This window comes from Bartonella sp. W8167 (genome assembly GCF_016100335.1).
Lineage (GTDB): Bacteria > Pseudomonadota > Alphaproteobacteria > Rhizobiales > Rhizobiaceae > Bartonella > Bartonella apis.
Genome location: NZ_JACFSQ010000002.1, coordinates 420876 through 444320, shown reverse-complemented (window position 1 = coordinate 444320; position 23445 = coordinate 420876). Strand labels below are relative to the sequence as shown.

The 23445-nt window shown below is 45.9% G+C and carries 22 protein-coding genes; 9 read left to right on the top strand and 13 right to left on the bottom strand.

Going from position 1 to position 23445, the window contains the following annotated elements; translation table 11 throughout:
• Positions 1 to 200: 200 nt before the first annotated feature.
• Positions 201 to 557, top strand: coding sequence for a hypothetical protein (locus H3V12_RS08590; RefSeq protein ID WP_246713075.1), 357 nt, complete (start codon positions 201 to 203; stop codon positions 555 to 557).
• A gap of 34 nt (positions 558 to 591) precedes the next feature.
• Complete coding sequence (locus tag H3V12_RS08585) at positions 592 to 1356, top strand: methyltransferase domain-containing protein (protein WP_198214335.1); 765 nt, start codon at positions 592 to 594, stop codon at positions 1354 to 1356.
• A gap of 305 nt (positions 1357 to 1661) precedes the next feature.
• Here the strand turns inward: H3V12_RS08585 and H3V12_RS08580 are convergent, their stop codons facing one another.
• Positions 1662 to 2114: a cyclic nucleotide-binding domain-containing protein gene (locus tag H3V12_RS08580; protein ID WP_198214334.1), complete on the bottom strand. Its 453-nt coding sequence runs from the start codon at positions 2112 to 2114 to the stop codon at positions 1662 to 1664.
• 111 nt (positions 2115 to 2225) lie between these two features.
• On the bottom strand, positions 2226 to 2909 hold the full coding sequence (locus H3V12_RS08575; protein ID WP_075869521.1) for a response regulator transcription factor: 684 nt from the start codon (positions 2907 to 2909) through the stop codon (positions 2226 to 2228).
• Between the two features lie 73 nt (positions 2910 to 2982).
• Between H3V12_RS08575 and H3V12_RS08570 the strand changes: the two genes are divergently transcribed.
• Positions 2983 to 3582, top strand: coding sequence for a L,D-transpeptidase family protein (locus H3V12_RS08570; protein WP_198214333.1), 600 nt, complete (start codon positions 2983 to 2985; stop codon positions 3580 to 3582).
• Between the two features lie 644 nt (positions 3583 to 4226).
• Here H3V12_RS08570 and H3V12_RS08565 read toward each other — a convergent pair.
• The 3 genes from H3V12_RS08565 to H3V12_RS08555 all read right to left on the bottom strand — a co-directional run bounded on the left by H3V12_RS08565 (position 4227) and on the right by H3V12_RS08555 (position 6649).
• A complete protein-coding gene (locus tag H3V12_RS08565; RefSeq protein ID WP_198214332.1) occupies positions 4227 to 5189 on the bottom strand; it encodes an acetyl-CoA carboxylase carboxyltransferase subunit alpha in 963 nt (320 codons plus the stop codon).
• A 99-nt stretch (positions 5190 to 5288) separates the two neighbouring features.
• Entirely contained in the window at positions 5289 to 6227 is a 939-nt protein-coding gene (locus tag H3V12_RS08560) for a site-specific tyrosine recombinase XerD (RefSeq protein WP_198214331.1), read from the bottom strand.
• Positions 6224 to 6649 carry a hypothetical protein gene (locus H3V12_RS08555; protein WP_198214330.1) on the bottom strand — a complete coding sequence of 142 codons (426 nt, stop codon included), beginning with the start codon at positions 6647 to 6649 and terminating at the stop codon, positions 6224 to 6226. The genes H3V12_RS08560 and H3V12_RS08555 overlap by 4 nt, the downstream gene beginning before the upstream one ends.
• Before the next feature lie 134 nt (positions 6650 to 6783).
• Between H3V12_RS08555 and H3V12_RS08550 the strand changes: the two genes are divergently transcribed.
• From H3V12_RS08550 to H3V12_RS08540, 3 genes are all read left to right on the top strand, one after another.
• Positions 6784 to 7353, top strand: a complete 570-nt coding sequence (locus H3V12_RS08550) for a shikimate kinase (RefSeq protein WP_225868510.1) — start codon at positions 6784 to 6786, stop codon at positions 7351 to 7353.
• A gap of 14 nt (positions 7354 to 7367) precedes the next feature.
• Positions 7368 to 8483: a 3-dehydroquinate synthase gene (aroB, locus tag H3V12_RS08545; RefSeq protein ID WP_198214329.1), complete on the top strand. Its 1116-nt coding sequence runs from the start codon at positions 7368 to 7370 to the stop codon at positions 8481 to 8483.
• A gap of 1182 nt (positions 8484 to 9665) precedes the next feature.
• Positions 9666 to 11033 carry a serine hydrolase gene (locus tag H3V12_RS08540; protein WP_198214328.1) on the top strand — a complete coding sequence of 456 codons (1368 nt, stop codon included), beginning with the start codon at positions 9666 to 9668 and terminating at the stop codon, positions 11031 to 11033.
• Positions 11034 to 11572: 539 nt separating this feature from the next.
• On the opposite strand, the gene grpE is transcribed toward H3V12_RS08540, so the two are convergent.
• The 6 genes from grpE to hrcA all read right to left on the bottom strand — a co-directional run bounded on the left by grpE (position 11573) and on the right by hrcA (position 17608).
• Positions 11573 to 12268, bottom strand: coding sequence for a nucleotide exchange factor GrpE (grpE, locus tag H3V12_RS08535; RefSeq protein WP_198214327.1), 696 nt, complete (start codon positions 12266 to 12268; stop codon positions 11573 to 11575).
• Between the two features lie 152 nt (positions 12269 to 12420).
• Complete coding sequence (gene hemC / locus H3V12_RS08530; RefSeq protein WP_198214326.1) at positions 12421 to 13374, bottom strand: hydroxymethylbilane synthase; 954 nt, start codon at positions 13372 to 13374, stop codon at positions 12421 to 12423.
• A 255-nt stretch (positions 13375 to 13629) separates the two neighbouring features.
• A complete protein-coding gene (locus tag H3V12_RS08525) occupies positions 13630 to 14397 on the bottom strand; it encodes an ABC transporter permease (RefSeq protein WP_198214325.1) in 768 nt (255 codons plus the stop codon).
• Positions 14398 to 14462: 65 nt separating this feature from the next.
• Positions 14463 to 15248: an ABC transporter ATP-binding protein gene (locus H3V12_RS08520; protein ID WP_210326718.1), complete on the bottom strand. Its 786-nt coding sequence runs from the start codon at positions 15246 to 15248 to the stop codon at positions 14463 to 14465.
• Positions 15249 to 15295: 47 nt separating this feature from the next.
• Positions 15296 to 16366 (bottom strand): ABC transporter substrate-binding protein, encoded by a 1071-nt coding sequence (locus tag H3V12_RS08515; RefSeq protein ID WP_198214324.1) that lies wholly within the window; start codon positions 16364 to 16366, stop codon positions 15296 to 15298.
• Between the two features lie 171 nt (positions 16367 to 16537).
• Positions 16538 to 17608 carry a heat-inducible transcriptional repressor HrcA gene (hrcA, locus tag H3V12_RS08510; protein WP_078040279.1) on the bottom strand — a complete coding sequence of 357 codons (1071 nt, stop codon included), beginning with the start codon at positions 17606 to 17608 and terminating at the stop codon, positions 16538 to 16540.
• Between the two features lie 107 nt (positions 17609 to 17715).
• On the opposite strand from hrcA, the gene rph reads away from it, so the two are divergent.
• From rph to hemW, 3 genes are read left to right on the top strand one after another with little or no spacing between them, the layout of a single operon-like run.
• Positions 17716 to 18435: a ribonuclease PH gene (gene rph, locus H3V12_RS08505; RefSeq protein WP_198214323.1), complete on the top strand. Its 720-nt coding sequence runs from the start codon at positions 17716 to 17718 to the stop codon at positions 18433 to 18435.
• Between the two features lie 13 nt (positions 18436 to 18448).
• Complete coding sequence (gene rdgB / locus H3V12_RS08500; RefSeq protein ID WP_198214322.1) at positions 18449 to 19093, top strand: RdgB/HAM1 family non-canonical purine NTP pyrophosphatase; 645 nt, start codon at positions 18449 to 18451, stop codon at positions 19091 to 19093.
• Positions 19093 to 20250, top strand: coding sequence for a radical SAM family heme chaperone HemW (gene hemW, locus H3V12_RS08495; RefSeq protein WP_198214321.1), 1158 nt, complete (start codon positions 19093 to 19095; stop codon positions 20248 to 20250). The genes rdgB and hemW overlap by 1 nt, the downstream gene beginning before the upstream one ends.
• A gap of 604 nt (positions 20251 to 20854) precedes the next feature.
• Here hemW and mce read toward each other — a convergent pair.
• Both mce and scpA read right to left on the bottom strand, forming a co-directional pair.
• Positions 20855 to 21262, bottom strand: a complete 408-nt coding sequence (gene mce, locus H3V12_RS08490) for a methylmalonyl-CoA epimerase (protein WP_198214320.1) — start codon at positions 21260 to 21262, stop codon at positions 20855 to 20857.
• Between the two features lie 43 nt (positions 21263 to 21305).
• Positions 21306 to 23444 (bottom strand): methylmalonyl-CoA mutase, encoded by a 2139-nt coding sequence (scpA, locus tag H3V12_RS08485; protein ID WP_198214319.1) that lies wholly within the window; start codon positions 23442 to 23444, stop codon positions 21306 to 21308.
• Between the last annotated feature and the right edge of the window lies 1 nt (position 23445).

The window sequence follows — 23445 nt, the reverse complement described above, 5'->3', positions numbered from 1 at the left end:
CGGTACGTTTGCGAAAACTCGTTTCTTAAGAGTAGTCACGTTTGTGAGTTGCTGAAAAGCGTTTCACGGGGTTTTGATGTTTTCATGCTTTTGTCAGATTTTAACCTTAAATTAACGATTTGTTTTTGTTATCGGGGCAGAGTTTGTTATTGTCATTTTCCGGAGAATGACGTGAACATCGAATGATCGGATGAAAATTCATGGGCAGTTTGAATCGTTTTATATCAGCCAAAACATTATTTCTGCCATGTTTCCTGATGCTTACGGGATGTGCAACCCAGGCGACAGCATGGACGGAAAAAATTACCACACAAAAAGTCGAGTTACCGACAGAATGTGCCGGTTGGCAAAAAATCAATGTGAAAACCAGAACGCGTTACTATATGATGAAAGACGACCAGCGTGCTCTCGTTGACATTGATGCGCATAATCTGCGTGGGAAAAATCTTGGTTGCTGGGACAGAAATGTGCAGCAGGCACAGCCGTCGCAGCCTCAAGTTCAAAACCAGCCTGTTCAGCAACAGTCATCTGTCGCAGCACCTGTCGCGTTACAATAGGTCGACCATACGATAAGCGGAGTAAGGACCTTATTTGGATATACTGACATTCAGATCCTTCTATCAAACACCACTTGGTGAAAAAGTTTTTTCAACCATTACAAACAAGCTCAACTTCAAGACTATCGATGTTGCGGGCGAACGTGTATTGGGGCTTGGCTATGTAACCCCCTATCTGGAATATTTACGCGGCCGCGCTGAACGATGCTTTGCTTTCATGCCGGCCCATCAGGGGGCCTGCGTATGGCCTTCGGCAGACGAAGTTGCCACAGCATTGGTATTTGAAGAGGATTTGCCATTACCGGATTCGGCAATCGACAGGATTATTCTTATCCATTCTCTGGAATTTGCTGAAAACGCGCGTGAAATGTTGAGTGAGATGTGGCGTGTTCTGGCACCAAATGGCCGGATTCTCATAGTCATACCCAATCGCCGCGGTCTTTGGGCGCGCAACGACCACACGCCTTTTGGCAGTGGCCAACCTTATAGTCGCCAACAATTATTACAATTATTGCATGAAACCAATTTCAGCGTGGTCAATATCGGTGAGGCACTCTATTTTTCACCATCCGGTGGTGCACTGGCACGCGGTTTTTCTGCAATCTATGAACCTTTGGCGCGCAACTTTTTCCCTTATTTTGGCGGCATTATTATTTGCGAAGCACAAAAACGCCTGTTCCAAGGGTTGCTGATACATCGTCGCCAATCCCGTCGTGTGTTTATACCGGCATTATCTCCACAAATCACCAATCGTAAATCGTTTCAACCTGCGGATATAGTCAGGAACAACCAGCATTGAAACGTCAATTGTTCAAGGAAAACGGTGCCAATCGGGTATCGAAACTTTAATGGCGCAAGTTCTGGCTTGGTAACAGCCAAGTTTTGAAGGTCGCGCTTTGCTATTTTCCCTGTAAACGGCCGGTATTTTATTAAAAATTTTGGTTATGAGGTTTGTTTACCAATCGGTATTTCGACCATGCCGAGGAATGTGCCAAGGAAGACGTGTTAAAACTTCACAGCACAATCAATCTCTTTGAGAAACGCTTTCAGCGGATTCGTAGTTTTATCGATTTCGAGGCGCCAAGGGGTGTTGAAAAAACCGCTTCAATCCTGCTGGACATCTTGCAAATGATTGATATTGCTTGCAAGTTCACGAATACGTTCGCTTACATAGTCATAAATATTCCGTGTTATTTCAGGAAACTCGTTTATCAAACGCAAAAAGACAGACCGATCAATTTTCAATGCTGTCGAATGGGTTTGCACAATGGCTGTAAATGGACGACTGACTTCGGTAATTAAAGCAAGCTCGTTGAGAAGTGCATTTTTATTGACGATATCAATCGGCTGGTCGGGATGATTTTGCCGGTAGAGATTGACTGTTCCCGATAGCACTACATAAGCGCTTTCAGCGGGATCTCCTTCTTTGAAGATTATTTCGCCCGCCGCAAATTCCTTGCGCTCGGCACCAAAAATCAACAAACGCAGCTGTTCTGTCGTCATCTTACTGAAAAAATCGAACTTCTTCAGTAAAGCAATGTCGTCGGTTATAGCCAACGAAAACTCCCTGTTTTATCGAACTGTCCCTATCCGGAAGGACAGTTCATTTTTTAAGGTTTCATCCGCATCTGTTTTTGCAAATCAGGTCGATCCGGATTCGCTTAAAACTCAAGGATTCAATCTATATCCGCCACTATCAGTTATCAATATCTGCGCATTGGCAGGATCTTTTTCGATTTTTTGGCGGAGGCGATAAACATGGGTTTCAAGCGTGTGCGTTGTTACACCCGAATTATAGCCCCACACTTCTTCCAGAAGCGTATCACGGCTGACAACACTATCACCTGCACGGTATAGGAATTTTATAATAGCTGCTTCCTTTTCGGTCAGGCGGATTTTGCTTCCTTTATCATCAATCAGCAATTTCTGCCCGGGTTTGAAGGTGTAAGGCCCTACCTGGAAGGTTGCATCTTCACTTTGCTCGTGTTGACGCAATTGGGCTCGAATACGGGCAAGAAGAACAGCAAATCGGAACGGCTTCGTTACGTAGTCGTTGGCGCCGGCTTCAAGACCGAGAATCGTATCCGAATCGGTATCATGGCCTGTGAGCATAATAATAGGTGCGCGAAACCCTTCCTGACGCAATTTCTTTACAGCTTCGCGCCCGTCAAGATCAGGCAGACCAATATCCATAATAATAAGGTCAACATTCCCGTTTCTTGCGGTTTCAAGACCTTTTGCAGCCGTACTTTCCTGAAGCACGTTGAATTCTTCGTGCATTTGTAGTTGCTCTACCAGAATAGAGCGCAGATCCTCGTCATCATCTACAATCAAAAGGGTGCGATCGGTCATTTTCTGTCCTTATAAAAAACGCTATCAAGCGTTATGTAATAATTGCAGTCACAATCACGAAAAACTGAACATCATGCAAGTGCCTTTAATCAGAAATCCGTTAAAAACACCAAAAATTGTTCCGTTTATTTTTGTGCGCAAGAAATGCGGTGTCACAACGCAAGGGATATTGGCAATTGGTCAATATCGTTTCCCCTGCGCGTTGGGTAGAAACGGTTTGACCACCCGAAAAAGGGAAGGAGACGGTTCAACACCCATTGCTGTCATGCCGATTCTCGGAGGGTTTAAAAAAAATAGCTTTCCTAACTTACCACATCATTTGCTGAAGCTCCACCATGTTAAACCATCTGATGGTTGGTGTGATCGGTCATGGGACACAAATTATAATCGTCCGGTGAGACTACCTTACAAAAATAGTGCTGAAAGGCTACGTCGCCGTGATGACCTTTACGACATCGTATTGATACCGGATTGGAATATCCGTCGCAGGATTCAAAACTGCGGCAGTGCCATTTTTTTTCATCTTGCACATCCGGATTTTTCGCCGACTGAAGGCTGTATTGCCGTTTCCAGACGTACAATGGAACGCATTTTACCCTTTATTTCACGCGGAACCAAATTGATAACCCTAGGGTCTATTACAAGATCTCAACCCGCACTTATCACTCGATAAAAAAACAATTCAATAAAAATGGGTCGGCGAGAAAATTGCGTGATTTATTAAGGAAAATCACCAAAGTCCAATCTCGAATCTGAATAGGAATAGCGAAAGGCTGTGACTTTCTTTCGTCTCTCGCCTCGTTAATTCCATGGGCCGAAAACGCACCTTTTGGCAAAAGTTACATCTTTCTTTAAAAACAACAAATATGATTTCCGTTTTGCCATTCTGTTTGTTGTCCTAATGAATTGGCGGGTGTCGAGAAATATTCTTGGGCTTATAAATTTGGCGTGGTTATCTAAAGATTGTGGAGAGTTGAGTAGGGCTATGACTTTTTCCCGTTTGAAGAGGTACCATCAGATTTTTATTTATCTATCGGACATGACCCGTAAAAATCGCAAGCGGTTCGGAGTTTGAGGCTTTTAAACGCGGACAGACGATGAAGATAGATAGCAGTGAATATTCATCGCCAAAATTTCAAAATTATCGGTCGGCTTTTCCGAGCTTATGAAAACAGGGTTTCGAATATTGGAAAATGAAAATATAAAAATCCATGTTTTCACGTGAAACATAGATTTTTACGTGAACATCATTGCAATGATCGCAATGTTTGTTTTTCTATCGCCATTAATAGAGCAAAGTTTACAAATTTCTGATCGCTATTTTTGCGAAAGTGAACGCCCGATTTCGAGATATTTATCCCAGCGTTCTCTTTTCAAGGTATCACCATCTTTTCCGGCCATACCTTTTAAGGCCGCTTCGATCACTTGGCCGGTTGCATCAATCGCTTCTTTTTTATTGCGATGGGCGCCACCGAGCGGTTCGGGAATAATACCGTCAATAATCTTCAGCTTATAAAGATCCTGTGCAGTAATATGCATAGCCGTTGCGGCATCTTTTGCGCGGGTAGCATCGCGCCACAAAATCGAGGCGGCTCCTTCGGGAGAAATAACCGAATAAATGGCGTGTTCAAGCATATAAACCTTATTGGCAGCAGCAATGGCTATAGCGCCACCCGAACCACCTTCGCCGATAATGACCGAGACAACCGGTACTTTCAGTCGCAAGGTTTCTGCCGTTGACTGGGCAATGGCTTCGGCTTGCCCACGTTCTTCAGCACTTACCCCGGGATAGGCACCGGCAGTATCGACAAGCGTGATAAGGGGAAGCGAAAAACGGTCGGCCAATTCCATAATACGTACGGCCTTGCGGTATCCCTCGGGACGGGCCGAACCGAAATTATAGCGCAAGCGCGATTGGGTGTCGTAACCCTTTTCCTGACCGAGGTAGGCAATTGCCTGACCGTTAAAACGGGCAAAGCCTGCCTGGATTGCTTCATCTTCGCCATATTTGCGGTCACCGGCTAGCGGTGTCACGTCGGTAAAAAGTTCGGCTGAATAATCAAGAAAATGTGGCCTGTCAGGATGGCGTGCAACCTGGGCTTTTTGCCAAGGTGTCAGTTTTTTATAAAGATCGCGCAAGGCTGTTTGTGCGCGCTCTTCCAGACGCGGGATTTCGTCGCCCATGTCAACACTGCCCTTTTCCTGGGCAATTTTTTTCAGTTCGAAGATTTGCCCTTCCAGATCGGCAACCGGCTTTTCGAAATCAAGGTAATTGTACATAGGCTCCAACTTTTGTCGTACTCTTCGGCTTTTTATCGTACCATTTTCAAGTTTATTGCAAGCTTTTACGGTTTCTTACAAAGCACATAACTTTTTTCTTTACTCTGCATGAGACCGCTCGGCAAGCGGATGATGCTCATTTACGAGACTTTGCAGCTTTTCTTCAAGAACATGGGTATAGATTTGTGTTGTTGATATATCGGAATGGCCGAGCAATTGTTGTACAACGCGTAAATCTGCACCATGTTGCAACAAGTGGCTGGCAAAAGCGTGTCTTATAACGTGCGGCGAAATGTTATGGGCGCTGATTCCGGCTTCAACAGCAAGAGCTTTCAATTCGCGCGCAACAAGCTGGCGGGCGATATAGCCCTGGCCGGCATGGGCAGGGAAAAGATAAGGGCTGTTACTGTCGGACGTTTTGTCACGCAGTTCCAACCATTCCTTGACTGCTTGTCCGGCTTTTTCGGAAAGCGGAACTATTCTTTCTTTTGCGCCTTTGCCACGCACCAGTAAAAATTCCGGTCCGCCACGAACAACACGGGCAGACAAACTTACAAGCTCGCTAATGCGTAAACCTGTGGCATAAAGCAGTTCAACAATGGTGTGAAGACGAATCGCTCTTTTATGTTCGGCCGGTGATACATCTGCACGTTTGGCATATGTTTCAGCAAGATCAAGCAGTTTATCGACCTGTTTCTCGCTGATAATCTTTGGCAAATTCGCCCGTTTTTTCGGGGTGTCGATATTACCCGAAGGGTCGTCATCACGGAGACCTTCTGCATAAAGGAATTGGAAAAACTGGCGTATAGTCGACAAACGCCTTGCTTGTGAAGTTGCTGCAAAGCCGTCATTTTGCATGGATGCCAAAATTTTAACAAGTTGATCTCTGCCTGTTTCAAGCAGGTTTGTTTTGAAAGCGGCGAGTTGTTCATTCGCCCAAAAGAGATCACGTCGATAGGCTTCAAGAGTATTTTTTGAAGCGCCACGTTCGGCACTCATCATTTCAAGGAAATTGTCAATTGTTGCCGCAAGATTCATTTGTCATCCTTCTTTGTTTTCGAAGGCGAGGTTTTTGAAGGCGAGTAAGTGGCAGAACTTTTTGTTTTGTTGTCTTCTTGTCTAACGGCTGACCGCTCATCTCCGGATTTATCGGATTCTTTTAAATCAGGGTTATTTTTTACTGGCATTGATGTGTTCAGCTGATCAACTTTCCGGTCATTCATGGCGGGTGAATGATCGGCAGGTGTTTTTGTTTCGCTTGATTCACCATTTGCCGGTTGTTGCGGGGTCGCATTTTCCAAAGTAGCAGACCGGTCACGCAGATGCAGATTTTCCGGCTGGATTTCAATCGTTATATCGGTTGTAACCGGTTTAACGAGATAGACGAGTGTGACCATTGCACTGTAAACCAGCACAACCAAAACGATCAAGGCAAGCAATAAACGGGTAAGAGTCGGCATAGCAGCAGAAAATTATCCAAAATTGAAAAAGTTTTAAACACTATCATGCCTTATAAAGATTAACAGGGATTGACTTATTCTGCGATAAATGTCGAAACGAAACCATGAAAAGCAGATTTTCAAAAAATGGCCCCATGGCAAAAACTGCGCATCGTCTGATCTCGCATCTGGACGGGCGTTCACTTGTTCTTGTCGGTCTTATGGGGGCAGGCAAATCGACAATCGGCAAACGCGTTGCCACAATGTTGGAACTTCCCTTTCATGATGCAGATTACGAGATCGAGCAGGCGGCTCGTATGACGATACCGGAATTATTCGAATCTTATGGTGAACCGGCTTTTCGTGACCTTGAGCGACGGGTTATTTTGCGCTTGTTGAAAGACGGCCCGATGGTGCTTGCCACGGGCGGTGGCGCCTATATGAACGAGGAAACGCGTAAAGCAATTGCCGAAAAGGGCATTTCTATCTGGCTTCACGCCGAGCTTGATGTATTGATGGAGCGGGTTTCCCATCGCCAGAATCGGCCGTTATTGCAAAGGCCTGATCCACGTGCCTTTATGGAAAAACTTATGGCCGAGCGTTATCCGGTCTATGCTTTGGCAGATATTCGGGTAAGCAGCCGGAAAACGCGTCGCGACGTGGTGGCACGCTCTGTTGTGCGTTCTGTCGACGGCTATCTTTCAAAACCCGGAAAACAACAATAAAGGACAGCTTAAAAATGCAAAATCAGACAGTCGAAGTCACACTGGGCAAACGCAGTTATGATATTCTGATAGGCTCCGGTCTGGTTGTTTCGGCAGGCAAAGAAATTGCACGACGTTTTCCGGGAAAACGTGTCGTTGTCGTAACTGATGAAAATGTTGCGGCATTGCACCTCGGTATGCTGACACAAAGTTTGCGCGATAACGGCATTGATGTGGTTCCAATTGTTGTCAAGGCTGGCGAAAAATCGAAGTGTTTTGAAACTTTGGAAGCTGTGACAAGTGACATTCTTGATAACAGAATGGAACGTGGCGATTTTGTCATTGCATTTGGCGGTGGTGTGGTTGGCGATCTCGCGGGATTTGCGGCCGGAATAGTTCGTCGAGGCATGAATCTTATCCAGATTCCTACGTCGCTCCTTGCACAGGTTGATTCGTCGGTCGGGGGAAAGACCGGCATTGATACCCGACAGGGGAAAAATCTGATTGGAGTGTTTTATCAACCGAAACTGGTGATTGCCGACACAGAAATTCTCGATACGCTTCCCGAACGTGAATTCAGTGCCGGCTATGCCGAGGTAGCCAAATACGGATTGATCAATCAGCCCGACTTTTTTGAGTGGTTAGAAAAAAACTGGAAGCAAATTTTCCTTGGCGGGCATGAACGGGTTGAGGCAATAGCCCGTTCCTGTCGTTCCAAAGCCGATGTGGTTGCTCATGATGAACGTGAGACAGGTGAGCGTGCTCTATTGAATTTGGGGCACACTTTCGGCCATGCACTCGAAACAGTCACAAATTATGATTCGAACCGGCTTGTGCATGGGGAGGGCGTGTCGATCGGCATGGTTCTCGCACACCAGTTTTCAAACTTTCTGGGACTTTGTCCGGCCGATGTTGCAACGCGTGTTGAAACCCATTTGAATAGTGTTGGTCTTCCTGTGGCTTTGCAGGATGTGCCAGGTGGCGTACCCGATGCCGAAACATTGATGAAAATTATCTCACAAGACAAGAAAGTCGAGCATGGCAGCCTGACTTTTATTCTCACACGCGGATTGGGCCAGTCATTCATTGCAAAAAATGTGCCGCCGGAAAAAGTGTTGACGTTTCTTAAACAGAAACTTGGCGAAAAATGATTGATCGTGGCGGCTATATTGTTTAATGCTTCAACTACGATGAAGTCTGCGTAGCTCAGCAGGATAGAGCACAGGATTCCTGAAATAAAATTGGGCGCCTCTCAAGGAAACTTTTGAAGCGGATCTGCTCAAAGTCGGGGAACGCTTTATGGCTCAGGCCATTGCCAATCCCGAGCCAAGCCCTCACAAAGGGAAGGTGTAGAGACTGGACGGGCAGCACCTTATGGTTTTTGCCGATGGTGAAGGGACAGTCCAGACCACAAACGGTCGAAAATTTTTTGACCGGCGATGAAAGTCGAAGTGGTATGAATCCTGGGGTCGTGGGTTCGAATCCCACCGCGGACACCATCGTATTTTTCCTCGAAAAGGGAACGTTTATTCCAGCCGTTAATAAACCTGTTCAACTGTGAATTGAGAGGCTTTTATATTCGGGAATTTTGTTTTCTATCCCGTAGCCGGTCAATCCGAAAGATGATCGGGAGTTTGTTTTACCCGCGACCGCTGTTGATGCTGATTTGGAAGAACGGTGTCGTCATTTTGCAGCAAGCTTGCAGTTTTTTGCATTTACAGGATTGAGGCATCGTTTTTCATATTTCTGCTAACCCGATTATTTTGGGGGAAGTATTTTTGGAAATGCAAAACTCTAAAAAAATATATCAACAAATGAAGTTCGGCAGGTCATTTACCCATGAGTAGGTTTTTCTTTTAAGCCTTGAACTATCGGCTGACAGGATTAGCAAAAAAACGAAAAATTATAAAGCTGTGGCAGCATTGTATTTGATAAAAAGGACAGCTTTTATCCTCCGTGTCTTCAAGTTTTGTTACAATGACGCATAGGAGTGATGAAGTAATTTAAAAATAATATGTAAATTTTTAATGGTTAAAAACCATAAATTAAAATATATATAGAAGAATTATATATTCAAAATTAATATAAAATATAGAGTAATGAATGCTGTTTATATGGAATCTCCTATGAGTGTCAAAATCAATAGGTTGATTATCATCTTGAATCCGGTATAACAAAATTTATGAAATACGACTCACAGGCGTTATTTACTAAAAATTAACGTTGTTACAGAACCGGGTCTTAACGTAAACGTTCTTATGCCGCATGATATAAAGAGCTAGGTTCTTTGCGCTTGTTGTTTCATATTGCTTAGGTTCAGGCAGGGTAGACTGATGCATCTTTTTAGAATTTTACGGTTTTCGATCGCGGTGTTTATTGCGGTTGCAAGCATCCTGTTTTTTGCTCTTGCACCAGTTCAGGCCAAATCGAATTCAGTGGAACTTCCGGCAATTGTGGTCGATGCCAACACCGGTAACGTGCTGTTTGCAAACAGAGCCGACGAGATTCGTCCCCCTGCATCTATCACCAAAGTGATGACTCTTTATCTCGTTTTTGATGCAATCCAGAGTGGCAGATTGAGTTGGAACACGGAAATGCCGGTATCCAAACATGCCGCAAGCCGGCCGCGTATGAAACTTGGTATGCCTGCCGGTTCCAGACTTTCTGTACGCGATGCAGTCAATGCGATGATCGTTCTTTCAGCCAATGATGCAGCTGTTGTTGTGGCCGAGTATCTTGGTGGCAGCGAAGAGAATTTTGCACGGGTTATGACACTCAAGGCAAGAAGCCTCGGTATGCGCAATACCACTTTCAGAAACCCGAATGGCTTGCCTGCGCAAGGCCATGTTTCGACAGCTCGCGATATTGCCTTGATGTCAATTGCCATGCGCGATCATTTTCCGCAATATTATCACCTTTTCAGTCAACGCGAATTCACTTACCGTGGTCAGGTCTATAAGGGCCATAACAGAGTACTTGATAGAATCGACGGCGCAGACGGGTTGAAGACCGGATTTACAGGGCTTGCGGGTTTTACGATTACCACGAGCATTGCCAAGGACGGGAAAAAACTGGTTATTGTCGTGCTTGGTGGCACATCCGGTCGTCAGCGTGATGATGTCGTTGTTTTGCTTGCCAATGCCTATATGAATAGCGCAAGTCGCACGACGAAAAAGCGTATTTTTGCACAATGGAATGTCGCCCAATCGGCTTGGCGCGGGCAACCGCAGCCGAAAATTGCGCAATCCGACACGAAAAATGCAGAGATTGTAACAGCCTCGGTTTCCCAGCGTGGCAACCGCACCGCGGAGACAGCGAAAACAGCAGTTGAAACGCGTTCGACAATCTCCATTCCGGTTAAAAAAACGGTCAAGATGGAAACTGCTCCGACAACAATGGCTTATGCCGATGATGGCAAAAAGACTGTGACCGAAATTTTAAAAAACGAAATTCAGGCAAATTACATTGTGCAGGTGGCTGCATTGCCCGATAAAAGTTCAGCTGAAGGCTTTTTGAAGACAATAAAAAAAGCTTTGACTGATTCGAAAGTGGCATCACTCGGTCATGTCGAGCCGGCAAATGTGGACGGTAAACAAGTTTATCGCGTCCGGTTTGGTTCGTTCAGAAGTGAAAGCGAAGCAAACGCAGCCTGTGGCAAAATAACCGCTCAAGCTTATTCCTGTTTCGTTGTTGCAAACTAAAACCGTGGCCAAGCTTTTTTGAGCAAAGCAAAAGCTTTGAAGAAGACGGGCGTTTATAGCCTGAACGTGCTCAATGTCGTTGCTGTGAGGTTTTATATTTTCGAACCTTGAAGCTTGTTTCGAAATTAAGAACGCATTCTGGCAGTGCTCAAAATGTGGATAAGAGCCCGAAAAGATCCGGAAAGAGAATGCTTTCTGCCGGATTTACAGTGCGCCAATCAATATCGGGATTTTAAGACGACCATTATCACTTGCTATCGATATCAATCACGTTGGTTTTTCGTTACCAATGTCGTCTACTTGCTGAGTGATTGTTATTCATCAAAATAATTACCGTTTGATCAGGTATTGCTCTGCTGGCCAGATTTTTTGAGCCCAATAATAGGAAACGACAGGAACATGTCATCCGGTTTCTGATCAAGAGTTCTTTGCAAAAATATCAAAATGAAAAGGCGGAGAAAATCCCCGCCTGTAAAGAATAGAACATTACGAATAAGATAGAAGACAATCCGATTTGTGGTTGGAATGAAAACCTTCTTTTAATCGGCTTTCTTTTCATCGTGAGTGTCGTTCGAATCGTTTTTAGCAGCTGTTTCTTTGGGGCCACCTTTGGAAACACCAACCATTGCCGGACGTAATACACGGTCACCAATGACGTAACCCGCCTGAACAACCTGTTGAACCGTATTGCTTGGAACATCGGTATTCGGAATTTCAAACATAGCCTGATGAAAATTCGGGTCGAATTTTTGCCCTTCCGGCTCTATTTTTTTGACGCCATTGCGCTCCAGAGCAGTCATCATGGCACGTTCTGTCATTTCGACGCCCTCTGCCAAAGCATTCAATCCGGCATCTTTCTCGCGTGCACCGTCGGGGATCGCCTGCAAGGCGCGGTTAAGATTATCAGAAACCTGAAGCATATCGCGTGCAAAATTGGCGACGGAATAAGCTCTCGCATCGGCAACATCACGAGCCGTGCGGCGGCGTAAATTTTCCATTTCGGCAGCAAGGCGTAAAACCTGATCTTTCAGCTCGTCATTTTCGGCTTGCATAGCTGCAACCGGATCAGCACCTTCATCGGCAACCTGATCATCTTCGACTTCCGCTTTTGCTTCGTCTTTCCGTTGTTTCAGAAAATCATCGGCTGCGCGCTTCAATGCATCTCTATCAGCCGGATTCTTTATGTCGCGGTTATTGATATCACTTTCAGCAGATTGCTTTTTTTCCTCAGACATAGGATTCCTACTTCTCGATAATAGTTGTTAAATTCGATATCGAAATTTTAGCGAGAAAAATCAAGAGGCAAACAGCAAAAGGAAGACCCAAATGCCCTTAAGCACCCTGCTTTTAACCGTTAATTGGCAATAGGGTGGAATTTTTTAGAGATTCAGGCTTTGAGAAGGCTTTCAACCTTTTTTTTGTCGCTATTTGCTGTGCAGGCACGAAGCAGCTCGCCGGCACCCTTATCAAGCAACCGTTCCGCCAGAACCTTGCCCATTTCTTCCACGCCGTAAGTACACGTCGTTGCGTAATCGACAACCTGTTTCAAACCGTCAACACCGGTTACCGTAGCTTTCATGTAAAGCATGGTATTTTTCCACGTTGAGCAAACGCCGACAGGCAAGTTACATCCGGCATCAAGATATTTCATCAATGACCGTTCGGCATCGGTTTCTGCACGCGATTTCTTGCATTCGATTGCTTTGAGAAGCCGCAAAATATCCCTGTCGCCTTGACGACATTCTATACCAAGAGCTCCTTGGGCAACGGCATAAGGGAATATTTGCGGATTGAGGCATTCCATGCTGTCTTCAAAAAGGCCAAGCCGCTTCAATCCAGCAGCAGCAAGAATTGTTGCATCAATACCGTTTTTATCGACAGCGCGGCGTAATCTTGGGGGTACATTGCCACGAACCGGCACAATTTCGATATCCGGGAAAAACGACCTGAGCTGGGCGGCACGACGAATGGAACCGGTGCCGATTTTGTGATGATTGCCGCGAATATCGTCAAATTTCAAACCGCAAAGAACATCACGCGGATCCTCGCGTTTTGGCACAGAGGCAAGAACAAGACCTTCCGGCTGAACGGTCGGCAAATCTTTCAATGAATGGACAACGACATCGACTTCACGGTTCAACAGAGCTTCTTCGCCACTCTTTGTGAAAACCCCTACATTGCCTATATCCTGAAAACTTGTGTGCTTATCTTTGTCTCCCACACAGCCAAGCAATACCGTTTCGACTGTTAATGTAGGGTCAAGCTCCCGCAAAAGCTTAGCCACACTTTCCGCTTGCACGCGCGCTAACGCACTTTTCCGTGTTCCAAGCCTTATCCGCATAACTCTAAGCCTATTCCGTCAATTCCAATAATCAAACTCGACGCTCTTTAGAGCGTTTCTAAGAGTATCTAACTCAACTTGCGCATAAAAGAAAGTTCTCTTCACTTAAATTGTGTTTCGGGGTGTCATTTTCAAATTTTAAGGCAATTTTTCCTTAAAATGTCAGGAAAAGGAACAAATAATTCTCTTTCTCGCGCGGCAATTATAACGTTTTTTTGAAGTGATATGTTGCAGGGCTAATGTGGAATTTCCGGATTATCTTTGTCCACCCCAGAAAATGATTCTGTGTTTTGCAAAACCGACTATCAAATGCAGGATAACGCCAATAAGTGCCAGAATGACAAGAATGGCAAATTGACCGGCAATGTTGAACTGCTCGTTGAATTGCATAAGCATTTTGCCCAAGCCCTTTTGGGCACCGACAAATTCGGCAACAATTGCGCCAATCAGGGCAAAGATAATGCCAAGGCCGAGACCTGCAAAAACAAATGGCAGGGAAGCCGGCAATTTTACTTTCAGCAAAATCTGTATTTCGTTGGCACCGAATGCCTTGAGCATCTGGATTTCTTCCCGTCCTGCCGATTGTAAACCGGCAATCACGTTGATAAGCATCGGGAAAAACGAAATAAGTGCGGCCATAACAATTTTTGATGTAATGCCGTAGCCGAACCATTGCAGAAAAATCGGTGCAAGGGCAACGGTCGGTATCGTCTGGAAAGCGATAATATAGGGCAAAAACGCAAGCTGGAAAACGCGAACTTGAGAAATAGCAACGCCAAGAATTGCCGCAAGCACTATGCCGCAAATATAGCCGAGCAAAACTTCAGCCATGGTAACACCGAGATTATCCCAGAAAAGAGTCGACTTTATCAGCCGGACAAGCTGGTAGAAGATGAGACTGGGCGGTGGCAAAAGATAGGCAGGAACCTGCCATAGCCGGACCGAAGTTTCCCAGAAGCCGACAACCAGAATAAAAACAACAACAACAAGCAATGCTTGAAGTGTTTTTTCATTTTTAAACATTGCCAGCCTTTCTGCGGTTTTGCCGATTTCTCAATCACAGGATTTGATGGATATGCAACAGCAGTTCAACAATTCATACTAAAATTTTCAAAATGCTGTCTTATTTGACCTAAAATTTTTCCGACCTTTTTATCAGTCAATTCCTGAAGTTCACGCGGGCGGGGCAATTTGACATCGACAATTTCTTCAATATGGCCGGGGCGCGGGCTCATCACCACCACTTTGTCGGCAAGAAATACCGCTTCGGGAATGGAATGGGTGACAAAAAGGACAGTTTTTTTGCTTTCAAGCCAGATATTTTGCAATTCGCCATTTAAAACTTCGCGGGTCATTGCATCAAGCGCCCCGAATGGCTCATCCATAAGCAGAACTTTCGGGTCACGAATAAGTGCACGGCAAATTCCCGCACGTTGTCGCATTCCGCCTGAAAGCTCGTTGGGCAATTTGTTTTCAAATCCTTTAAGCCCAACCGTTTCCATGAGCATCAAAGCGCGGTCATGGTACTCTCTTTTGTCAAGATGCATCAATTCGACTGGCAAGAGGATGTTTTGCAGGATTGTACGCCACGGAAGCAGTGTAGGGTCCTGAAAAACAAATCCCACTTCCGGCGAAGGACGGGTAACGGCAACGCCGTTAAGCATCACATCACCGACAAAATTGTCCACAAGACCGGCAAGGATTTTAAGTAACGTTGTTTTGCCGCAGCCGGATGGCCCAACAAGTGCAATAAAAGCGCCTTCGGCAATTTCCAGATTGACATTTTTCAATGCATCAATCGTGCCGTCTTTTTTGCTTATATAGCTTTTGTGCAATCCCTTGATGGTGATAAGGGGCTTTTTGATAGACGGCATAGACGTTTTCTCAATCCTTCAGAACGACAGCCTTCGCTTTAAACGGGTTAGTCCTTTTTAACAATTGTCTTGATATCGAAATTATAAATTTCCGGCATCAAGGAATTGCTCCAGACATCCTTTACATGAAGCAGGCGTTCAGTTGAACCTGTTTGATGCGCAAAAGACAAAACTGCTTGCCAGCGTTCATCAGGAATATCAAGCCATTTTCCCCAGCTTGCCGGATCCGGTTTGTCAGCCGGTGTCGAATCGGCAAGTGCTATGGCCATAGCTTCGGCCGTATTTTTGGCATCTTGTCCGGTCGGATTATCAGAACCTCCGAGTTCTGGGAATTCTTTAAAAGCAAGTTTCAAGGCGCTATCGGGATAAAGTTTGGTGTAGATCATGCCTTTATAGGCAGCGCGTGCAAAAGCCGAAAGTTCATGCGGCTTGTCATCGAATATTTTTTGGCTTGTGACCATAGTAACGCTGAAAAGGCGGTTCATTTCTTCCGGTCGTTGCAGAAGATCGAATTCAACACCGTTCTGCCGCATAACGGTAAAACTATCCGAATAGCTGTCGACTGCGTCGATATCCTTCGCATTGAGCGCGGCTGCCGCGCGCGCACCTGCACCAACGGGTACAATCGTAACGTCACTTTCTTTCAAGCCGGCAATTTTCAAATTCGCCCGTAAATCTGCATAAGAAGCCGAAGCGAGGCTAATTACGCCCACCCGTTTTCCTTTAAGATCGGCAATGGATTTGATAGTGGAGCCTTTCGGGACACCGATAAAATAAGGCCATCTGACCGTTATTCCGGCAAATGCTTTGAGTGGCACACCTTTATCAACGGCGGCTGCAATATTGGCAGACGATGCATAGGCAATATCGGCCGAACCGGATGCAACTGCCTGAAGAGCTGCTGTGGAGCCATCGGTAAAGAGCAATGTCGGATTGATATTTTCTTCCTGAAAATAGCCGAGTTGTTTGGGTATGGCATAGGTAAATGTCTCTTCCGCCGGCGTTGTTGTACTGCGGGCGAGCGCTAGAACAAAATGCACAGGTTCGGCAAATCCGGATAGAGTGAAAAATAAAAACGCATTGAGTAGTACAACGGCATGGATGAAAACGGCTTTCATGGGATGCTCTCCTTTGTACTTTCCGTAAAACACAAATGCAGCCCATAAAACAGATGTGGCTTGCGGAAAGAGCGGACAATAACAGGGCCTATCCGAAAAGTATCCCATCTCTAGCCGATAAGTGCAATAGAGGGTAAGGTTTTACGACATTTACCGGCGTTTTATTTACGTCTATTTGAGAAGTCGCGAGACCAGTTGGGCAGTATAGTCAACCATCGGAACAATACGGGCATAGTTCAAACGGGTCGGGCCGATAACGCCGAGAGCACCAAGAACATGCTGGTTTGAATCGCAATATGGTGCGACGATCAGGGACGAGCCTGATAACGAAAACAGTTTGTTTTCAGAACCGATAAAAATACGCACACCTGAGCCTTCCTCGGCAAGGTCAAGAAGCTGCATCATGCTTTCACGTGTTTCAAGATCGTCAAAAAGATGGCGCAAACGTTCAATATCTTCTGCGGCTTTCACATCTTCAAGAAGGTTGCCGCGCCCACGTACAATAAGCTGGGTTTTACGGCCCTGATCTTCGCCGCCCCAAACGGCAAGCCCTTGATCGACGAGATGTTGCGACAATTCATCAAGCGCTGCCTTGGTCTCTTCTCTCTGCCTCGAGATTTCGGCTTTGGCTTCGCTTAAGGTGCGCCCCTGAATATGGGCGTTCAGAAAATTGGTGGCTTCGCTCAATTGTGACAATGTTACCCCTTCGGGTAAATTGACAATACGATTTTCCACATCACCATTTTGGGTTACCAGAACTGCCATGGCGCGCGATGAATCAAGACGCACAAATTCGATATGTTTGAGTGTTCCTTCATTTTTTGTCGACAAAACCAGTCCGGCACCGCGTGACAAACCGGATAGAATTTGGCTTGCACCGGTCAAGAATTGTTCAACCGATTGGCTATGGCCTGCTTCTTCAACCTGTGTTTCTATAGCTTTGCGTTCATCTTCCGGAAGGTCTCCCACTTCGATAAAAGCATCTACAAAAAACCTCAAACCAGATTGCGTCGGCATACGACCAGCAGAAATATGGGGCGAGTAGATAAGCCCTAAATGCTCGAGATCGCTCATAATCGTGCGGATGGTTGCCGGCGAGAGGCTTTGTGGCAATTGTCGGGACAGATTGGCCGACCCGACGGGATCCCCCTCGTTCAGATAGGTTTCGACAATACGCCTGAATATATCGCGGGATCTTTCGTCGAGACTTTTCAATTCATCCGGAATGGCGGCGTGTTTCATCATATTCCTTCAATGATCGCATTTCTTTCCTTCTATATAAGTTTTGCCAAAGACGGGTCAAATGGTCTAAAGATGCTTGAAACAATACTTCACGGAAAGGAAAATTTATGCGTCCGTCCAATCGTGCCAGCAACGAGATGCGCGCCGTTTCATTTGAACGTCATGTGAACAAACATGCCGAAGGGTCATGTCTGGTCAAGTTCGGTGATACCCATGTTTTATGTACCGCAAGCCTTGAAGAACGTGTCCCCAACTGGATGCGCAATTCCGGTAAAGGTTGGGTTACAGCCGAATATGGTATGTTGCCCCGTTCAACCGGTGAAAGAATGCGGCGCGAGGCTGCTTCCGGCAAACAAGGTGGGCGCACCATGGAAATCCAGCGTTTGATCGGCCGTTCACTGCGCGCGGTTGTTGATTTGAAAGCGTTGGGCGAAATGCAGATTACCATTGACTGTGATGTCATTCAGGCAGATGGCGGAACCCGCACGGCATCGATTACCGGAGCATGGGTTGCCCTTTATGATTGTCTGGGCTTTATGGAAACGCGCCAGATGGTCTTGCGCAATAAAGTGCTGAAAGACCATGTTGCGGCAATTTCCTGCGGCATTTATCAGGGAACACCGGTGCTTGATCTTGATTATGCAGAAGATTCCAATGCCGAAACCGATGCCAATTTCGTGATGACCGGCAAAGGCGGAATTGTTGAAATACAGGGAACAGCAGAAGGTGATCCGTTCAGTGAAGAGCAATTTTCAACTTTGATGTCACTCGCTAAAGGCGGCATTCACGATTTGATTGAATTGCAGAAGAAAGTGATAGCTTCCTGAAAGGTGATTATCGATGAGAAAGCTTGAAGGGAAAAAACTGGTTGTTGCAACCCATAATTCCGGCAAACTCAGGGAAATAGCCGATCTTATTGGCCCGTTCGGGTTTGAAACCACATCGGCGGGCGAATTGGGATTGGAAGAACCGGAAGAAACCGGCACGAAATTTGAAGAAAACGCCTATATCAAGGCTTTTTTTGCTGCCAAGTCGACAGGGCTGCCGGCCTTGTCGGACGATTCAGGACTGGAGGCAGATGCTCTTGACAAGGCACCCGGCGTTTATACTGCCGATTGGGCTATTCAATCTGATGGCCACCGCGATTTCGACAAAGCAATGAAAAAAGTTGAAGATGCATTGGAAAAGAAGGGTGCAACAACGCCTGATAAACGGCATGGCCGTTTTGTCTCGGTGCTTTGCCTTGCCTGGCCTGATGGACATGCGGAATATTTTCGTGGCGAAATCGAAGGGACTTTGGTCTGGCCGCCGCGCGGCAAAAAGGGTTTCGGTTTCGATCCTATATTCCAGCCGGAAGGCTATGACAAAACATTCGGCGAAATGACGGCTGAAGAAAAACATGGTTGGAAGCCGGGTGACAAACATGCTTTGTCCCACCGCGCGCGGGCTTTCAAACAATTTGCCGAAGCGTTACTGGAAAACTGATGGACGAGCCTTTCGGTATTTACGTCCATTGGCCATTTTGTGCCGCCAAATGTCCTTATTGCGACTTCAATTCCTATGTCCGGTTAAAAGGTGTGGATGAAGACCGTTTTGCCAAAGCTTTTGCAAGAGAGATGGCAACAGTGCGTGAATGGACAGGAGCCCATAAGGCGACAACTGTTTTTATCGGCGGTGGTACGCCATCGCTGATGTCGCCGAAAACAGTCGAATCACTGTTGAAAAGTATTGATCGCTATTGGCCGATTGTGGACAATGCCGAAATTACAATGGAAGCCAATCCTTCAAGCGTCGAGGCCGAGCGTTTTCATGGTTACCGTTCAGCCGGCGTCAACCGGCTTTCTTTGGGTGTCCAATCGTTAAACGATGAAGAATTAAAGCGCTTGGGGCGCATTCATAATGTAGAACAGGCACGTTTTGCTATTGGTCTTGCACGCGAGATTTTCCCGCGGCTTTCCTTTGACCTCATTTATGCGCGTCCCAACCAGACATTGAAATCATGGAAACATGAGCTGGAAGAAGCAATTGATCTCGCAGCCGACCATCTTTCGCTTTATCAATTGACCATTGAGGAGGGCACGGGTTTTGACAGGCTCTATAAAGCCGGAAAACTTAAATTGCCGGAGGCGGAGTTGAGTGCCGATCTTTATGATCTCACTCAGGAAATAACCGAAAGTCACGGGCTTCCGGCTTATGAAATATCCAATCATGCGGCCGCCAATGCGCAGTCACAACATAATCTCATTTACTGGCGCTACCAGCAATATGTCGGCATTGGTCCGGGGGCGCATGGCAGGTTTCTTCCCGTTTCAAATGATTTTCCGGATAGGCGATTGGTAACGATTACCGAAAAAATTCCCGAGCGCTGGTTGGAGCTCGTTGAAAAACAAGGTCACGGTATTGTTGAAGAAGAACATTTGACAAAAAGTGAACAGGCAGAAGAAATGGTCTTGATGGGCCTGCGCCTCACCGAGGGGCTTGATCTCGCCCGTTATGAAAAACTGGCGAATCGCGGATTGAACCAGAGTAAAGTTGCCGATCTTCAACAACAAGGCCTTGTAGAAATGGTGGGAAACAGCCGCATCCGTGCGACCAGAAAAGGCCGCGTGGTTTTAAACTATATTATCAGCGAACTTGCGTGAGAAATTCCATCCCGTTTCTTGCTGTGATTGGTTTCTATCCAAAGTTAAAAAGAAAATATCACTTCTATAGAAATTGCTTTTGAATTCATAAAGAACAATTTTTATATTCAAAAACAGTCTGTGAAAGACGTAACCGCGCCAAGTTTGCCTTTATATTATTAGTCAAATATCCGCTTTATTGCGTTGCCAGTTTATGGAATTGAATGAGATAAAGTGAGGGAATGCTTGATCTCTCCGTTCAAGTCGTTTTCTCCGAGGGTTTAGCTATCCCGCCTTTTCGATAGTCAGCATCTTTCATGTGTTAGAAAGTTTCAAGACTTCATGTGTGCTGCTCTCTTCTCTTGAGAAATGAAAACGATGAACAGGACGTGGCTGCTGTTTTCACTTTTTAAGGATTTTCATGCAAAACTGAATTCGGCTGGTGCCACATTTATAATTTTTGAAAAGCTCGCTTCCCCTTTTTCACACTCACCCTTTTTCATGAAGGGGGCATGTGAAAAAAGTCATAGAGTTATAGAACAAGCTTTTTGATTTTCTTCAAATAATACTGAAAGATTTTTGCGGCAGAAAGCCTAACGCGATGGTTTTGCCAGCGTTTTTGGCCTTAAACTTCTTCCAGCTCTACCAATGTTCCATCAAAGTCTTTTGGATGGATGAATAGAACGGGTTTCCCATGTGCACCGGTTTTAGGATTTCCGTCACCAAGAATTCGAATGCCTTCTGCAACAAGCTGGTCGCGCATTTTTAGAATATCATCAACTTCAAAACAGATGTGGTGGAGGCCACCTTTCGGATTTTTTTCAAGAAATTTTGCGATTGGTGAATTATTTCCCAATGGGCTCATCAGTTCGAGTTTTGTATTGGGCAGTTCAACGAAAACAATTCTGACGCCATGTTCAGGCAGGTCCTGAATAGGAGAAACATCATTGTTCACAGAACGATAAAGTTCGGCAGCCTGTTCGATATCCGGTACGGCGATTGCGACATGGTTCAGTCGGCCAAAGTGGTACACTGGAAAAACTCCCTATTGAGCAAAGAAATATAAACTGGTCTCATCAGATATTACGTAATTTCCCTTGTAAAAGATCAAGGATTTTGCTGGCTGCTTCGACCACATTGGTTCCGGGGCCAAAAACAGCAGCAACACCGTTTTCTTTCAAAAATTCGTAATCCTGTCGGGGGACAACGCCGCCACACACCACGATAATATTGGAATTGTGGTTTTGCAATGCTTTGACAAGCTGCGGCAACAGGGTTTTATGGCCGGCTGCCAACGAAGAAACACCGATGAGTTGAACCTTGTTTTCAATAGCCATTTCGGCTGCTTCTTCCGGTGTCTGGAACAGTGGTCCGGCAATGATTTCGAATCCCATATCGCCGAATGCCGAAGCAATGACTTTTGCTCCGCGATCGTGACCGTCCTGTCCGAGTTTGGCAATCATGATGCGCGGGCGTTGGTCTGTTGTATTGGTTATATCGCTAAGCCGCTGTTTTAAGGTTTTATATTCAGGCTCGCTCGCAAATGCTGTTCCATAGATGTTTTTGACCACAACGGGCTTGGCCGAATGGTCGCCGAAAACTTTGCGCATTGTGTCCGATATTTCACCGACAGTTGCGCGCGCCCTTGCGGCTTCCACCGCGGCTTCAAGCAGGTTGCCGTTTCCGCTTCCGGCAATATTTTCTAAATTCCCCAATGTTTTGGCGACTTTCCGACTATTGCGGGTTTTTTTGATCTTTTCCAGTCGGGCAATTTGTTGGGCGCGGACCTTTGTATTGTCAATTTCAAGAATATCGATTTTCTTTTCTTCATCGGAGCGGAATTTATTAACCCCGACGATAATCTCTTCCCCCTTGTCAACCGCCGCCTGACGGGCAGTTGCCGCTTCTTCGATGAGGTGTTTCGGCAAGCCGTCAATCACTGCTTTAGTCATGCCGCCCATGGCTTCTATCTTGTCAATAAGAGCGGATGCTTTGTCGACGAGTTCTTTGGTGAGCGTTTCGACATAATAGGAGCCGGCGAGCGGGTCGACGACCTTGGTAAGGCCCATTTCATTTTGCAAAATCAGCTGCGTATTGCGGGCAATGCGTGCCGAAAATTCGGTGGGCAATGCAATCGCCTCGTCAAAAGAATTGGTATGAAGCGATTGTGTTCCACCCAACACAGCCGCCAATGCTTCGTAAGCGGTGCGCACAATATTGTTATACGGGTCCTGTTCCTGCAGGGAAACACCGGACGTTTGACAATGCGTGCGCAGCATCAGGGAAGATGCTTTTTTAGGTGAAAATTCGTGCATAATGCGCGACCATAAAAAACGTGCTGCACGTAATTTTGCCGCTTCCATGAAAAAATTCATGCCGATGGCAAAGAAAAATGAAAGTCGGCCGGCAAATTGGTCAACATCAAGCCCTTTTTTAAGGGCTGCACGCACATATTCCCGCCCGTCTGCAAGTGTGAAGGCCAGTTCCTGTACAAGTGTGGCTCCCGCTTCCTGCATATGATAGCCGGAAATGGAAATTGAATTGAAGCGGGGCATTTCATTGGCGGTATATTCGATAATATCGGCAATGATGCGCATAGATGCTTCGGGCGGATAGATATAGGTATTGCGTACCATAAATTCTTTGAGGATATCGTTCTGGATTGTTCCTGAAAGATCGCGTCTTGCAACGCCCTGTTCTTCGCCAGCAACAATAAAATTCGCAAGAATGGGTATGACAGCGCCATTCATCGTCATCGAAACAGACATTTTACCAAGCGGAATACCGTCAAAGAGAATTTTCATATCTTCGACTGAATCAATCGCAACACCGGCTTTTCCTACGTCTCCCACAACGCGCGGATGATCGGAGTCATATCCGCGGTGAGTGGCAAGATCAAAAGCGACCGAAAGGCCTTTTTGCCCGCTCGCAAGGGCTTTTTTATAAAAGATATTCGATTCTTCGGCAGTAGAGAAACCGGCATATTGGCGGATTGTCCACGGCCTTCCGGTGTACATTGTCGCTCTGGGGCCACGCAAAAACGGGTCTAGCCCCGGTAATGTGTCCAAAAGATCGTCGTGAGCGAGATCGTCTTTAGTATAAAGTGGTTTGACATCAATGCCCTCGTCTGTATGCCAGACAAGTGTGTCGGGAGAAGCCTTAAGCTCCTTTTCGGCAAGTTTTTTCCACTCGCTTATATCTCCTTTGTCGGCCATG